Source organism: Prevotella denticola (assembly GCF_900454835.1).
Classification (GTDB): Bacteria; Bacteroidota; Bacteroidia; order Bacteroidales; family Bacteroidaceae; genus Prevotella; species Prevotella denticola.
Genome location: NZ_UGTM01000002.1, coordinates 874999 through 891253 on the forward strand (window position 1 = coordinate 874999; position 16255 = coordinate 891253).

8 protein-coding genes, 1 pseudogene and 1 CRISPR repeat array (1 of these 10 cut by a window edge) are annotated in these 16255 nt (G+C 46.0%); of the genes and pseudogenes, 5 read left to right on the forward strand and 4 right to left on the reverse strand.

Annotated features, from left to right (window positions below; all coding sequences use genetic code 11):
* Positions 1-521: a CRISPR direct-repeat array (repeat unit 47 nt; unit sequence GTTGTGAATTGCTTCAAAATGTGTATCTTTGCAGTAGCAAGCACAAT); it begins 5368 nt to the left of the window's first position.
* A gap of 106 nt (positions 522-627) precedes the next feature.
* The 4 genes from cas2 to ppdK all read right to left on the reverse strand — a co-directional run bounded on the left by cas2 (position 628) and on the right by ppdK (position 9537).
* A complete protein-coding gene (cas2, locus tag DYH27_RS11735; RefSeq protein WP_025067601.1) occupies positions 628-960 on the reverse strand; it encodes a CRISPR-associated endonuclease Cas2 in 333 nt (110 codons plus the stop codon).
* Complete coding sequence (cas1, locus tag DYH27_RS11740; protein ID WP_025067602.1) at positions 960-1886, reverse strand: type II CRISPR-associated endonuclease Cas1; 927 nt, start codon at positions 1884-1886, stop codon at positions 960-962. Before cas1 ends, cas2 begins: the two co-directional genes overlap by 1 nt.
* Positions 1883-6151 carry a type II CRISPR RNA-guided endonuclease Cas9 gene (cas9, locus tag DYH27_RS11745; protein ID WP_025067603.1) on the reverse strand — a complete coding sequence of 1423 codons (4269 nt, stop codon included), beginning with the start codon at positions 6149-6151 and terminating at the stop codon, positions 1883-1885. Before cas9 ends, cas1 begins: the two co-directional genes overlap by 4 nt.
* Before the next feature lie 665 nt (positions 6152-6816).
* Positions 6817-9537, reverse strand: coding sequence for a pyruvate, phosphate dikinase (ppdK, locus tag DYH27_RS11750; RefSeq protein ID WP_036854977.1), 2721 nt, complete (start codon positions 9535-9537; stop codon positions 6817-6819).
* A 206-nt stretch (positions 9538-9743) separates the two neighbouring features.
* Between ppdK and rlmD the strand changes: the two genes are divergently transcribed.
* From rlmD to DYH27_RS11770, 5 genes and pseudogenes are all read left to right on the forward strand, one after another.
* Positions 9744-11180 carry a 23S rRNA (uracil(1939)-C(5))-methyltransferase RlmD gene (gene rlmD, locus DYH27_RS11755; protein ID WP_025067604.1) on the forward strand — a complete coding sequence of 479 codons (1437 nt, stop codon included), beginning with the start codon at positions 9744-9746 and terminating at the stop codon, positions 11178-11180.
* A 31-nt stretch (positions 11181-11211) separates the two neighbouring features.
* Entirely contained in the window at positions 11212-11385 is a 174-nt protein-coding gene (locus DYH27_RS13450; protein ID WP_155803265.1) for a hypothetical protein, read from the forward strand.
* Positions 11386-12180: 795 nt separating this feature from the next.
* Positions 12181-14565, forward strand: a complete 2385-nt coding sequence (locus DYH27_RS11760; RefSeq protein ID WP_025067605.1) for a TonB-dependent receptor — start codon at positions 12181-12183, stop codon at positions 14563-14565.
* 98 nt (positions 14566-14663) lie between these two features.
* Positions 14664-15244 (forward strand): annotated as a pseudogene (pnuC, locus tag DYH27_RS11765) (nicotinamide riboside transporter PnuC).
* 120 nt (positions 15245-15364) lie between these two features.
* Positions 15365-16132 (forward strand): thiamine diphosphokinase, encoded by a 768-nt coding sequence (locus DYH27_RS11770; RefSeq protein WP_025067606.1) that lies wholly within the window; start codon positions 15365-15367, stop codon positions 16130-16132.
* Positions 16133-16255: the final 123 nt, after the last annotated feature.

A 16255-nucleotide genomic window follows, 5' to 3' on the forward strand; every position in this document is an offset into this window, starting at 1 on the left:
CTTCGCGGGAGTAGTTGTGAATTGCTTCAAAATGTGTATCTTTGCAGTAGCAAGCACAATAAATCGAAAAGGTCATTAAAATCAAAAAATGTTGTGAATTGCTTCAAAATGTGTATCTTTGCAGTAGCAAGCACAATATTATTGTTCAAAGGGTCTAAAGAAAAACCGTTGTGAATTGCTTCAAAATGTGTATCTTTGCAGTAGCAAGCACAATCATCACCGGACAAAATTTTATCAAGGATCTGTTGTGAATTGCTTCAAAATGTGTATCTTTGCAGTAGCAAGCACAATAAATCGAGAAGTCATATACAGCTGACAATCGTTGTGAATTGCTTCAAAATGTGTATCTTTGCAGTAGCAAGCACAATATTCTTCACATTAGGAAAAAGATGAGACGGGTTGTGAATTGCTTCAAAATGTGTATCTTTGCAGTAGCAAGCACAATCGATACAGGCTCGTTTGAATTTGTTCCTAGTTGTGAATTGCTTCAAAATGTGTATCTTTGCAGTAGCAAGCACAATTGAAAATAAGTATTGCTCTGATTCTCAGTTAGTAACATTGTTTTTGTGCAAAATAAAAACTGCAATCTAAAAGAGTCCTATTGGTAATGATAGGACTCTTTTTCTTTTAGAATAATTCAAGTTGCTGCCCAGGAGCGTTGGGTGTTTGTGCCTGTGCCCCACAAAAAAACTCTATCTCACCAAACTGTTTGTCTGTAATAACCATAATGCAAACATTGCCAGAATTAGGCATAAAAGACTTTACTCGCTTCACATGTACATCCGCATTCTCTCTGCTTGCACAATGACGAACATAGATTGATAATTGAAACATAGTAAATCCATCTTTCATCAAATCTTTCCGGAAAATAGTATAAGCACGCTTTTCCTTGTTTGTATTAGTTGGAAGATCAAAAAAGACCATCACCCACATAACCCTATATTCGCTAAGTCGTTGCATCAAAGAAAAGAAGGATAAGAGATTTCACGAGCTTCCCCATTATAGCACTTCGCAAGACTTGCAGCTGTCAAGCCTGCAGCAATCATCAATGGGCTGCGCTTACCACTTATAACAACGTCAAGAACTGGTATTGACAACATTTCCCGCTTTAAATCTACTGTCAAGTCATCTGAAACCTCCATCTTTTTCATCGTTGAAAGGACCAGATCGTCCACAAACGGACGATAAGGTTCCATAATATCATCTGCTAAACAATATGCGTTATAGCGGTTATGATGATGAATGCCATAGACAGGCAACAGTCCGCTCCCTACCAAAGCCCGGGCTATCACAGCACGAAGAATCGCATACCCATAATTCAACAGATTGTTAGGTGGAACACCATCCTTGTCCCTTGTGAAACCATCAGAGAAAAAATTCTTCCAGTAATAGGCTGCAGCTTGCGCTTCATGGTTATCAGCATCATCACTCCTGACTTTACGGGCAAAGACATGAAGCGGAGCAAATGATTTAGACGTATTCTTCTGTAAGCAATACGCTTGGTTCTCTATCTTAGCTTTTACCGTTTGTTGCCACAGTTGTTTACGCAAAGGAACTGCAGCTTCAATCTGATTACGAAAACGCTCCTGATGCAAGGTATTACCAGAAAGAGGAAGTAACATTCCCGTAGGCATACATTTACTATCGCAGGTTATCACTGCAGCAGAGTTGACTACTAACTCTGCCAATGCACCTTGTGTAATGGTTATCTGCTTATTGTCCAATACCACTACACCAATATCTTCTATGGGAATTGTTCTTATAGTTTCCTGTTTCACGATATCAGGAAGTTCTGCTTTCTCCACTCCAGGAAGTCGAATGACCAACTGTCCATTGCGAAGTGAGAGATAAGCAGGATTCCCAAAATATAAAGTTTTCTTTATCATCGATGATTAAAACTAATCTTACCATTCTTAATAACAAAATCACGATTCTCGCCCATAATAAGAAACTTTATTGTTTTAACACCACAGCGAATGATATCGGGCAATTTCGCATAATCTTTAACAGATTCTCCCATAGCCTCTTTTGCAACCAGGTGGTTTACCATTCTAATACGTAAGCCGTCATTCTCAAACCCATTTATCTTATATAATAATTTACTCAAACTAACATTATCTAAATCATATAATTCCTCCGGGTTTTCCTTATAAAGCAAGATCATATCACCAGTATGCAACTTATAGTCAAGCATAAGCCGATTGCCTTTCTTGTCTGTAATAAATTCTGGGATGTCTTCTACCCCTACCTTACGATGACAGGAAATATCATACAGACTATATATCTTAAACTCGCGAGTCTTGCCATTTGTATAACAGCACATTGCATACAAATCTCCAACAGCTGCATAGAAGTAGCGTTTATATTCCTTCTCTGATTTATAAGCCTGCTCTTTTATCTTCAAAGCGTTTTTCTGCTTAGTTTTACATCTTATATGCCTTATTCTGTACAGCTTTGTATCAACCTCGCCATTCTTACCCTTCTTTATCATATAGATTCCCTGCTCACAAGCATCCTTAAAAGAAGTTCCCTCTGGGAATTGCCCCTTCATCAAAGCAAAAAGTTCCTTGTCAACAATGGCTTTCTCAAGGTCATCCCACGAAGCGAAGCCACTGTCTGCCGTAGACTTCTTATACTTCAGTTCTCTACGTATTACAAATTTAATCGTAGGATCAACCAAAGGATGTCCCTCTTTTAGCAGGACTTTTCCATCCTTATCCTTTGCAAACTGCGTTATCGCACCATAATAACTTGCCTTATGAATTTCACCTCGCAAGGCATCTCCTGTCTGCCACCGAGGGTTATCCATTCCCCCCACAATATGCCCTCTCTTTCTCAACCGACGGCGTACTGGTGTAAGAGCTTGGTTATTTACATGGTGATTAATAATAATGTTATCATTTATAAACGTACCAATCTCCGAAACATTATGTCCTATCCTACAAGCCTTAACTTCTTTATTAAGCTGATTTTTCAAGCCATCAAGTTCTTGTTTCAGTCCTGTCCTATCCTCATTTCCCGAGAAAGATAACATCTTATTAACCTCTTCTATCTTAGCAAACAACTCCAGCATACGCTCTCTCTTTGCAGCACCTGGGATTATCGTCAGAGTTGTTGCGTCTATAGCATGATGAGAATGTAAACTACGGTCTTTCTTTTCGTCTACACTTTGTATACCAAGTATCTTTCTGAATTTAGCAGTTACATCTCCTCGTTGCACATCTACATGTGGGAATATACTCTTCAGATATAAAACTGCATGACGAGTTATAACTCGTGTATCCACAAGCTGGCTGTTCTTAAATTCGTCCGTAACTTCAGTTATTGTAAAACGCTCCAACTTCTTTGTCCAGTATTCCAGTTCCATCTTCCATAGATGCATCTCACGCATACACTGGTCCTTACGGTCTTTATTCTGAGCTCTTCTTGCCTGCCCTCTCCAGTATTCCACATTGCGATTAAGACGTTCCACCCTGTCTGCCCATCGCTGCAGTCTGGGCTTGATAGGAGAATACTCTTTACCATCTATAACAACAGACTTGTCATAATTCGGCAGATCTGCAGGAATATGATTCTTCTTTATGAAACGATTGTAATGGGCATCACACAAAGTCAGATTCATATCCGAACTGTCAAAGCTGATACTTTCAGGAATGGTATGTTCAACATCAAACGAATTCGGATCAAAAAGATTCGACAGGTTGATAGTACGTCCTGTATACATGCACTGTCCACCCTGTTCTAACCAGAGTTTGTACTTCTTTATATCCTTATGATAGGTCTTCGCTTCCGTGAAATAATCCATCTCACGCTGATCTATCACATATCGTGCCTTATCGATATCAACAGTACTTATATTATCACGTTTCGGGTAAAACTCTGCAAGAATCTTCTTTATCTTTTCATTTTCGTCATGACGGATTCTATTGTAAGTATCCAATGCCCACTTTCTATTAGCATCATTCAATTCACGTGCAGTCTCTACAACAACCCTTGTTTCATCCGGAGATATTACCCCATCATCCAAGAGTTGATTTACTCTCTTTCTCAAAGTATTAAGTACCCTCAACACTGTAGGATTCTTTATTGCACCAATATCAGGATTACCCAGTCTTAAAGCAGAGCGATCCTTACCTGCAGAAACAGGACGATAAATGGCGATTTGTGACGGATGATATAACTTCTTCCATTGCTCTCCCTTAACCATTGGGAATCTCTTTACAAGATACTCCTCAAAGCAATCCCCTAACTTAGGAGATTCTACAAACTTACGCTCGCGACTTTTGAAGAAGTACTGATACTTATTGCGGACTTTCTGTAAAATATCAGTCTGCTCATCGGCATCCAACAAACTCCACTTCCTTGTACCTATATTACTCTCAATCTGTTTGATAATATCTTTTTCATCAGACTTATCTAATTGATACTCATAGTTATGATCGGCAAAACGGTATTCTTCTGATGCAGATTTATACTTGGCTATAAGAGCATTAACAATATTATTAATCTGTTTTTCATACCCAACCTGTGCTTCCACACGATGATAATCTTCTGTAACAGAAAGAATCTCACCATCAGTTATCTCTACAATCTCTGGAACCTTAGCAAGTAACACTGCATCAGAGTATTTCAATCCCAATATCAACATCTTATTGATATTACGAATAGCCTTCTGACTCAACATAGCATAACCTTGAGGCATTGCCGACCAGATACGGACGAGTTCTTCTGCTTTCTTCTTCTCCCACTTTAAATTATCTTGTGCAAAAGACAATACCGCTTCTGGTTCCTCTGCATCATAACAGAAGTGCCATATATCTTCAATAGAATATGAAACTCTATGGAACGAAGCGTTATTCTTACCATGCGCCTGTCTCTGTTTTTGCCCATCAACACGGAAAGACTCCCAATCCTCTCCCAGAATCTTTCTGAACCGGGCTGTTATAGGACAGCCGGCAACACTCGTACTGTCTTTATAGTTGATAGTCTTATCATTATAAGAGAAATGAACACCCAGACGCTTCTCAAGATATTTCCGAATATCCGCGAACTTGAATTCTGCCCTGACAAATGCTAAAAAGCAGTCATTATAAAGTTCGAACCGTAATTTCATCGGGAGTTGTTCTGCTTGTTCCTCTTCAGACATTCTGACCTTGATATTATTAATCAGTGTCCAAGCACGGAACTTCTCAAACAATGGATGCCCAATGGCACAACGTGGCTTTGTACGTTCAAGTGTACATTTACCCACATTGCCACGTTGCGAACGTAATGGACGTTTATAAAAGATTGTACCAATATTTTTCTTCTCACTAACAAGGCGTTCATACAACTCATTTTCTACAGACAAGCCTTGCTGGAACTTAAAAATGGTTTCTATTTCTCGCTGAAATTGTGAACGTATTGCTCGATAATCATTATTGTTCCGTACTCTCACACCTTCGTCTTCCAACTGAGCAAAAGCAACACCAACTGTCAACAGGTTATTCTCCTTCATATAGGTAGACAGCCCCTTTGACAGTTTCTCCTCAGAGGCCTTCATTTCTCCGGCGACATCTGTAGCTTCATCTGTAAGTGATTGCTTGCTATTAGTTTCCTGCTGTGACAGAGTTTCTCCCTTACTACTCTTAAACCCACGATGCTGAGCAATATGATACAAAGCACGCCCCAGTTTGTAACGTTCAATAGGCTGATCGAAATCAAACTGACGAGTAACAAGTTCTCGGCGCAACTGATATGGGCTGGAATAGTCAGGTATGCCATCCCTATCAAAATCCAGCATTATCCAGGCATTGAAGTCCTTATCATCTATAGGATACTCTCTGAAGAGTCCTCTCTGTTTATCATAAGTGCGCCATCTCATTAAAGATTCAGGAGACATCGGACAAAACCCGTACTTAATAAGTAAATCCAAGGTTGCCCACAACTTACGACGTCTTGCTTCATTCAATCCACGGCTTCTGCTATGCGCAGAACGCTGTGCTGCTAATGAATATTCACGTCCGTTACTTTCCTTATTAACGCTACTTCTGAAAATATCAGAAGAAAAGAACTCTAACTGCCCTTTCAAGTCATCTGAGAGGTCCAAATTTCTTACCGAGGAGCCAATAGAATTAGTACCAAGGTCTAAGCCTAAAACTTTTTGTGTCATATTTTTATGGTTTTGCTTGTATATTCAAAAAATAGTTGTAAATTTGCAACCAGATACACTGTGAAGACTTTTCACAACAAGGCTATAAGCCGAAGATTTTCTTGTCCCTGCGGTCAACCGTAGGGGCTTTTTTTATGTTGTTTTGCACGTTTTACATTCATCGCACAGACTTCATTTAGGTTCTTAGTTTACAGATAATATAAGCTTTCAGATTAATATAGTGCAAACTTAAATATTTTTCCATATATTTCCAAATTACAAGAGGAAAATATCAGTTTCAGTCCAACGGGTAACAAGACGATGGCAACTATTCGATTCAACTACCAACCCTGATAATTCACCAATAGGATTACAAGGGACAACACGAATCCCACTTTACATTCTCCTTCGATAGTGGAACCATAACCGGTAGTCAAAGCTTGAAAAGGCTGCCTGATGAAGGCTTGACAAGTTGTTTTTCCATCTCTCGCTTATCGATTCGTTCATACTGCTGGTAAGTTCCGGTATGCCCTGCCGTTATGGTGCAGGTATTGGTAAGTTTCAGCGTTCAAAAGTACACGGAAAGTGTGTACAAATGCACGTCCGTCCCTTTACGAAATTAGGCCGCAACCCCTGTCTTACCAAGGAGTTACAGCCTATTTTTTTGTGTTTCAGCTTATTGCTCTTTACTCTTCCACTGCTGCCTGCGCAGCTGCAAGCCTTGCAATCGGCACACGGAATGGAGAACAGCTGACGTAATCAAGACCTACGCGATGGCAGAACTTGACCGAGGTCGGCTCACCGCCATGCTCGCCGCAGATTCCACACTTGAGGTTCTTGCGGGTCTTACGTCCTTTCTCTACCGCCATTTTGATCAGCTGACCGACACCTTTCTGGTCAAGGACCTGGAACGGGTCGACATCAAGGATCTTCTTTTCAAGATAGCTTGGCAGGAAGCTGGCGATGTCGTCACGGCTGTAACCGAACGTCATCTGCGTCAGGTCATTGGTACCGAAGCTGAAGTATTCCGCCTTCTCTGCAATGACATCAGCTGTCAGGGCTGCACGTGGGATCTCAATCATCGTACCCACCTTGAACGGAACTTCCACTCCTTCCTTTTTGAAAAGTTTGCTTGCGGTCTTGCGGATGATGTGCTCCTGGACATCAAGCTCGTTGACAATGCCTACCAGCGGGACCATGATTTCCGGTTTAGGATCAAATCCCTCTTTCTTCAACTGGATAGCAGCACCAAGGATTGCCTTTGTCTGCATGGCGGTAATCTCCGGGAAGGTATTTCCAAGACGGCAGCCACGGAGTCCCAGCATTGGGTTATGTTCGGAAAGCGAGCTTACCCGCTCCTGGATAAACTGAACACTTACACCCATTTCCTCTGCCATGGTTTCCTGGCCCTTCAGGTCGTGAGGAACAAACTCGTGCAAAGGCGGGTCAAGCAGGCGGATATTCACCGGCATGCCGTCCATACACTTCAGAATACCATAGAAATCCTGTTTCTGATAAGGCAGGAGCTTGTCAAGTGCTTTCTCACGGTCTTCGGTACTGTCAGCAAGAATCATCTCGCGCATGGCCTTGATTTTCTCATTCTCGAAGAACATATGCTCCGTACGACAGAGGCCGATACCTACAGCACCGAAGTTGCTTGCCACCTCAGCATCGTGTGGCGTATCAGCATTGGTACGGACAACCAGCTTCGTATATTTCTTGCAGAGATTCATCAGCTCGGCGAAATCACCAGTCACCTCGGCAGGACGGGTCTTGACCTCACCGGCATAGACTTCACCTGTAGAACCGTTCAGCGAAATATAATCGCCCTCACGGATTACAGTTCCGTCGATTTCTACGGTGCGTGCCTTATAGTCTACCATGATAGCTCCTGCACCGCTGACGCAACACTTGCCCATGCCACGCGCAACCACTGCAGCGTGCGAAGTCATACCGCCACGTGCAGTCAGGATACCCTCTGCAGCAGACATACCTGCAAGATCCTCCGGAGAAGTCTCGATACGTACCATGATGACCTGATGTCCATCCTCATGCCACTTTGTCGCATCATCGGCAAAGAACACGACCTGGCCGCAGGCTGCACCCGGGGAAGCCGGCAGACCGCGCGTCAGGACATGGACCTGTGTCAGTGCCTCCTTGTCGAATACAGGATGAAGAAGTTCGTCGAGCTTGTTCGGCTCGCAACGTAGGAGAGCCGTCTTCTCGTCGATCTCCCCTTCGTGAAGCAGGTCCATGGCAATCTTTACCATTGCCGTACCCGTACGCTTTCCGTTGCGTGTCTGGAGGAACCACAGCTTGCCTTCCTGTACCGTAAACTCCATATCCTGCATGTCATGGTAGTGTTTCTCCAGCTTGTCCTGAAGAGCATACAGCTGGGCGTACAGTTCAGGCATGGCCTCTTCCATCGAGGGATATTTCGTACTGCGCGTCTCTTCGTCTATATTCTGCTGTGCAGCCCAGCGGAGAGAGCCTTCCTTGGTAATCTGCTGCGGTGTACGGATGCCGGCAACGACATCCTCGCCCTGTGCATTGATAAGATACTCTCCGTTGAAACGGTTTTCGCCGGTTGCCGCATCGCGTGAGAAGCAGACACCTGTCGCCGAGGTGTCTCCCATGTTGCCGAATACCATGGCCATGACAGTAACGGCTGTACCCCACTCCTGCGGGATGCCTTCCATCTTGCGGTAGAGAATGGCACGTTCATTCATCCAGGAGTCGAACACGGCACAGACCGCCCCCCAGAGCTGCTCCATCGGGTCGGTCGGGAAATCCTTTCCGGTCTGCTCCTTGATTGCCTGTTTGAAGAGAACAACCAGCTGCTTCAGCTCGTCAACGGTCATTTCATTGTCGAGTTTGATGCCACGCTGTGCCTTGACCTTCTGTATAATAGCCTCAAACGGATCAATGTCTTCCTTGTTTACCGGCTTCATGCCCAGCACCACATCACCGTACATCTGTACAAAGCGGCGATAACTGTCAAAAGCGAAACGCTCATTACCGGTCTTCTTGGCCAGTCCCTCGACGACACTGTCGTTCAGACCAAGGTTAAGAATGGTATCCATCATTCCCGGCATGGAGGCACGCGCGCCCGAACGCACACTCACGAGGAGAGGGTTGGCCGGATCACCGAACTTTGAGTTCATCAAAGTCTCGATATGTTTTACGCTCTTCTCCACATCCGCTTTCAGCAGGCCTACTACAGTCTCTTTACCCTTCTCAAAATACTCGTTACATACATCGGTCGTAATTGTAAAACCCGGAGGAACAGGCACACCGATAAGATTCATCTCTGCCAGATTGGCACCCTTGCCACCAAGGAGATTTCTCATGTCAGCCTTACCCTCTGCCTTACCGTTACCGAAGGTATAAACTCTTTTTTCGCTCATAATTAAAAATGATAATGAATTTTAGTTATTTATCTTTAAGTGCAAATATACCAAAAAACAGGTAAAGCAACAAACTTTTCAAAGAAAATTGCTATCTTCACCTTACATTTTTATGCTGTTAGCGGACACAGGACCGATTAGGAACTACCAATCAGGGTACAAATGGAAAAAAAGCAGTACCTTTGTCCCGAAATACAAAACAGATTATGAGCAGAAAAAGAAAGCCGTTACCCATTCTTGAAAACGTCACGATAGAAGCTGTGGCAGCCGAAGGGAAGTGCATTGCCCATGTTGATGACAAGGTCGTCTTCGTTCCCTTTGTCGTTCCGGGGGATGTCGTAGACCTGCAGGTGCGCAGGAAGAAACGCACTTACTGTGAAGCTACGGTCGTCCGTTTCATCAGCAGGAGCACGGTACGCGAAGAACCGATGTGTGCGCATTTCGGCATCTGCGGCGGATGCAAATGGCAGAACCTGCCTTACGCCGAACAGCTGAAGGCGAAGCAGCAACAGGTCTACGACCAGCTGAGCCGCATCGGCAAGGTAGAGCTGCCGGAGTTCAGGCCTATCATGGGATCGGTACACACGAAAGAATACCGCAACAAACTGGAGTTCGGATGCGCCAGCAAACGCTGGTACACAGCAGAGGAATTACAGGCTCTGCCGGAGGATGCCGGACTGTCAGAGGGGGCCATCGGCTTCCATATCACAGGAGCTTTCGACAAGGTCTACCCTATCGAGAAATGCTGGCTGATGGACGATCTCTGCAACCAGATCCGTAACGACATCCGTGATTACGCTCTCGGGACAGGCATGAAATTCTATGACATCAGGGCACAGCATGGTCTGCTGCGCGACATCATGGTGCGCAACTCCAACACAGGTGAATGGATGGTACTCATTCAGTTCCATTATGACGAGGAGGAAGACGATGCGCGGGCAAAAGCTCTGATGCAGCACGTCGCCGACCGTTTTCCGCAGATCACCTCACTTTTCTATGTGGACAACCAGAAGGGGAACGACACTTTCAACGACCTCGACCTCATTGTCTTCAAAGGCAACGACCACATATTCGAGACGATGGAAGACCTGAAGTTCAAGGTAGGCCCGAAGAGCTTTTACCAGACGAACACCGAACAGGCATACCATCTCTATTCCGTAGCCCGCGCGTTTGCCGCCCTCACAGGCAACGAACTCGTCTACGACCTCTATACCGGTACAGGAACCATTGCCAACTTCATCGCCAGGAATGCCCGGAAAGTCATCGGTATAGAGTATGTCCCGGAAGCCATAGAAGATGCGAAGGTCAATGCCGAAATCAACAAGATTGACAACACGCTTTTCTATGCAGGCGACATGAAAGACATCCTGACAGAAGACTTCATCTGCCGGCACGGCCATCCGGATGTCATTATCACCGATCCGCCACGCGCCGGCATGCACCAGGATGTCATCAGCGTTATTCTCGGTGCAAGTCCGAAACGCATCGTTTACGTCAGCTGCAACCCTGCCACACAGGCACGCGACCTGGCCTTGCTCGATGCCGACTATAGGGTCGCCGCCGTCCAGCCGGTAGATATGTTCCCGCATACGCCGCACGTGGAGAATGTCGTCCTTCTTGAAAAGAGGGAAGCAGTGTCATAAGCTGTCCCGGAAGACCTGTCCCCAAAGAACGATGTCCCGGAATATCCGCCTACCCTTCCACGCAGGGTCTCCGGCACCGGCTGCCCGCATGGCAGGGCTTGCCGGCTTTCACCAGTCGCAATGCGACAGGCAGAGCATCTACAACCACCACATTGTCGGAAAATTGGCGACACGTTGCCAGAAGTTGGAACCAGTAGATAATTAATGACAAGTTTTCATTTACACACTGCACACTGATTCTTTGCTGTCAGTGTGCCGAGGGTAAGCACCAATGGTGCTGAGGGTGTACACCCATGGTGTCAAGGCTCAGTACGGATCACGTTAAGCATGGTAATAATCGGATAGAAGCAGTTTGTTATCCTTGAAAATAAGCTTTCTGAATAAACATCATACTCTCCCCCAATAAAGAGTCCGCCGCAGAAGAATATACTTCAGGATAAAACACAGTCTGGCATTCATCCACGGCAGATGTGCCTGTGACTAGTCTGCTGTGAAATTATTTTCCTATCACTGCCGTCACTCTATAAATACATATAACATACTAATAAACAATGTATTAGTGACGAATGTTAAAGGTGACAGCAAATGAGAAATAAACTTTTGCAGTAAACAGTCGGTATTTCTGTCCTCATTGTCAGCATCCTGGCCACTCTAAACTTTAGATTTTATTTATAAGTAGAATGAGTCTACCCCCACCTACTGTCCCCAAAAATTGGGGACATACTGCCAGAGAAATTGGCAATACATCGACAAAAAACTGACAGGTGCAATTTCTCAATGAAGGTAATTGTAAGATTGAATGAAGTGGGATTACAGGTATTTATCCCGGGTTCATTTGGACATATGACAAGAAAGTATTACCTTTGCACCGGTTTCCAGAATGGAAGCTAAGGGGTGCTTGCCTGTTTGGGCTTGCTGAGATTATACCCATTGACCTGAAACGGATAATGCCGTCGTAGGGAGACTCCCCTTTATTTCTATCTTAATATCCCTGAGAGATATGAAAAGAATCATTCTTTTCGCTGCTGCACTGACGTGCGTGGCAGCAACAAAGGCACAGACCACGACCGACACACTGAAGCAACAGCAGCTGGACGAAGTAGTAGTCTCGGGTGTGCGCGTCCAGAAAAACGCACCCTATGCCGTAGCCAATATCAAGAAAGACGAACTCGAATCGTTCTCCAAAAGCGGACGTGAGCTCCCCTTCCTCCTCGCACGGACACCGGGCGTGCTGGCCTGGGGTGAGAACGGCCTCGGGACCGGTACGGCAGCCATGCGCATCCGAGGTGCCGCAGGCAGCCGAATCAACATCACACTGGACGGTGTGGCACTCAATTCGCCGGAGGACCAGACGGTGTTCTGGGCCAACATGAACTCCTACGCCTCACTCATGGGCAGCGTGCAGATACAGCGCGGCATCGGCACATCGACCAATGGAGACGGTGCTTTCGGCGGCTCTGTATCAATGGCGACAAGTACACCGGGCAGAAAACCGAGCGTGGAAGTGAGCGGTTCTTATGGTTCATACAACACCTATAATGCCGGTGTGAAGTTCTCCACAGGCCTGCTGTCTAATCACCTTGTTTTCGACGGAGCCTACCATGAAACCGCTACCGACGGCTATGTACACGGCACCGCCGGTCGGTCGGGCTCTTACTATGGCGGACTGACCTGGCTGGACGACAACTTCCGCATCAGCTACAAGAACATCGGCAACTTCGAGAAGACAGGACAGGCATGGAACGGTGTCGTTACGGGCAGCAATGACTTGAGCCTGATGGATGGCACCTACGGTGTCAGGACAGGCATCACGACCTATAAGGACCTGTACGACAGAGGGCTGGGGAAATTCAACCAGCTCTATGAATATCTGCAGACCGATGCCGGCGGGGCTTTCGTCAAGGATGCCGACGGAAACTATCAGACAGAGCGTTACACGATGCGTGACGGTTCTTTCTGGAACAAGACGACGGATAATTTCTACCAGAACCACAACCTCCTGTCGTTTGCCTTCCATCCTTCCGCCCACTGGAGTCATCATGTAACCCTGCATTATACCTATGGTTACGGCTATTACAGTGAATTCAAGCATAACACGAAATTTGCGAAATTCGGCTTGACATTCACGGACAGCAACGGTAAATTTGTCAAGAAGTCCGACTTCGTACGCCGTAAAGGATTGTCACAGCATACATACGGCCTTGTTTATACGAGCAACTACAAAGACGGGAACTGGGATGTAATGGGCGGTCTGAACCTTCAGCAGTTCCGTGGCAGCCACTTCGGCTACCTCACTTATATAAAGAATGAGGAGGCGGATGCGAAGTATCGTGCTGGTGGGAAGGATTATAAGTATTATGACTCTGATGCACATAAGTATGATTACAGCGGATTCTTCAAGGCAAAATACAACTTTGCAGACTATTGGAACGTGTTTATGGACTTACAGATTCGCCACGTGGAGTATATGACCGATGGTCAGAACGACCGTTTCTATAAAGTCGGAAGTGGCTATCAGAACCAGCTCTTAGACATCAGCGAGCGTTATGACTTCGTCAATCCGAAAGCAGGAATCAGCTATTATCGTGGTGGTCACAAGGCTTATGCATCTATTGCGCATGCCAGTCGTGAGCCAGAACGTAATAACTTCACCAATAACGGTAGTTATCCTGCACCATCACCAGAGCGTATGATGGATATCGAAATGGGCTATCAATACAATGGTCGCAACTGGAGAGCAGGGGTGAACCTCTATTATATGGACTATAACAACCAGTTTGTACAGACTGGTGCGCAGAGTGATATCGGTGTGAATCTGACTACAAACATCAAGGACAGCTATCGTATGGGTGCTGAGTTGGAGGCAGGCTGGAGCCCACTGTCATGGTTGACCGCTGAGGGTAACGCTGCCCTGAGCCGTAATATCATCAAGGACTTTGACGAGATGGCAAGTGTAGATTGGGAGTCTTCATTCCGTAAGATTCATTACAACCACTCTACTTTGGCATTCTCACCATCAGCCATACTAAATGGTATGCTCAATCTCCATTACAAAGGTTTTGAGGCTGTATGGCATACAAACTTCGTAAGTCGTCAGTATCTGGATAATACAGAGAACATGACGCGTTCGCTGCCATGCTATTCACAGACGAATGTCAACCTCAGCTATAGCCTCCGTCCTACCAAGCACATTGCCGGCTTGAAAGAAGCTGTGTTCGGTGTGAACCTCAACAATATCTTCAACCGCCATTATGCTGCCAGCGGATGGGTCTACACCTCCATCCTCGACAACAACGGTCACCCTAACGAGAACCGTTACACGCAGATCGGGTTCATCCCAATGGCCGGATTCAATATGATGGGAAATGTTACGCTGAAGTTTTAGAAAGAGAAGCCTCTCCCCCCATCCCTTCCGGGGAGGAGGAGAGAGGCTGGTTAGCGGTCTGTGGAGGTGATTGCGTCGTTGTTTATTTCTATTTTATCATGACATTAGATATGTTCGGCTGTCTCGTCGGCCTCATTTACATCTATCAGGAATACAAGGCGAGTATCTGGCTCTGGCTGACAGGAATCATCATGCCTGTCATCTATATGTTCGTCTATTACGAAGCCGGACTGTATGCCGACTTCGGTATGCAGATCTACTATACATTGGCAGCGATCTATGGTTTCCTCTATTGGAAATTCGGACCCAAGAAGGGGGGGAGAGGGAGATTCCCATTACACACTATCCACGTCGCCTGGTACTGCCCTCCATCCTTGTGTTCCTCCTGCTCTGGGGTGGACTGTATCTTGTCCTCATCCATTTCACCAACTCTACCGTCCCTGTATGGGACAGTTTCGGCAACGCGCTCAGCTTCATCGGACTGTGGGCGCTGGCAAAGAAATACATCGAACAATGGTGGATATGGATCGTTGTTGATGTGGAACTGGCAGGCCTCTATCTGTATAAGGAGATTCCTTTCACCGCAGGGCTGTATGCTTTGTACGCTGTTATTGCCGTAGCAGGATACTTCAAGTGGAAGAGATGCCTCCATCCCACGGAGAAGCGAGGGAACACCTGACTGAAAAAGTATAACACGGTATTCGCCGGGGCAGGTCAACCCCGATTGTCTCAAGGCTCCATGACGGACAATGCGATAGGAGTCAAACACATTCAAAACACATATAAAAGGCCAGAACAAATGATAAACAACATCAAAACGGGAGTGTCCACATTTCTTTCAGAGACAGGCAGCGGACAGCCTGTCAGCTCTCAACTCCTCTCTGCAGGGTTGGGGAAGACTTTGGCCGAAGGTTTTCAGGCTGTCATTCTTGCAGCCGGCGACTTCCCCTATCATGTCATTCCTCTCCGAATACTGCGAGAAGCCGACAACCTTGTCGTGTGCGACGGCGCACTGGAAGAACTTCTCGAGTACGAGATAGAACCGGCGGCTGTCGTCGGAGACGGTGATTCCCTCTCTGCCGCACTGAAGCAACGCTATGCCCACATCTATCACCAGATATCCGAGCAGGAGTTTAACGACCTCACCAAGGCGACGCTCTTCGCCCGCTCGCACCTGCAGATGGATGCTTCGACGCACATCCGTCCCCGTTTCTGCTACCTCGGAACGACCGGAAAGCGGGAGGACCACACGCTGGGCAACATCTCCCTCATGCTCTATTACCATCGACAATTGGGAATCGACCCGGTGATGGTAACGGACTACGGCTGGTTTGTCCCGGCATCGGGTACAACCCGTTTCGGTTCTTTCCCCGGACAGCAGGTGAGCATCTACAACGCAACCTGCAAAGAGCTGGCAAGCGAAGGCCTCAAATGGGATGCCTATCCTTTTCAGGAAATGTGGCAGGGAACACTTAACGAGGCACTCACAACCGAATTCACCATTCATGCAGACGGTGACTACCTCGTTTACAGAACACATCGAAAACAGAACAAAAACAAGGTTTAGAACCGACCTTGAGAAAACCGACAAGACAGAAAGGAAAAAAACAAAAACGGTCTCCGGAACATATCCAAAAACGAAGGAGAACACGACTGACACCCCTGTTAAGAAGTGTTTCCCCTGCTTAAC

What these genes read in the sequence shown, in the direction of transcription:
- cas2 (WP_025067601.1), bottom strand. Translation starts at nt 960, where the DNA reads ATGCAACGACTTAGCGAATATAGGGTTATGTGGGTGATGGTCTTTTTT.
- cas1 (WP_025067602.1), bottom strand. Translation starts at nt 1,886, where the DNA reads ATGATAAAGAAAACTTTATATTTTGGGAATCCTGCTTATCTCTCACTT.
- cas9 (WP_025067603.1), bottom strand. Translation starts at nt 6,151, where the DNA reads ATGACACAAAAAGTTTTAGGCTTAGACCTTGGTACTAATTCTATTGGC.
- ppdK (WP_036854977.1), bottom strand. Translation starts at nt 9,537, where the DNA reads ATGAGCGAAAAAAGAGTTTATACCTTCGGTAACGGTAAGGCAGAGGGT.
- rlmD (WP_025067604.1), top strand. Translation starts at nt 9,744, where the DNA reads ATGAGCAGAAAAAGAAAGCCGTTACCCATTCTTGAAAACGTCACGATA.
- DYH27_RS13450 (WP_155803265.1), top strand. Translation starts at nt 11,212, where the DNA reads ATGTCCCGGAATATCCGCCTACCCTTCCACGCAGGGTCTCCGGCACCG.
- DYH27_RS11760 (WP_025067605.1), top strand. Translation starts at nt 12,181, where the DNA reads ATGAAAAGAATCATTCTTTTCGCTGCTGCACTGACGTGCGTGGCAGCA.
- DYH27_RS11770 (WP_025067606.1), top strand. Translation starts at nt 15,365, where the DNA reads ATGATAAACAACATCAAAACGGGAGTGTCCACATTTCTTTCAGAGACA.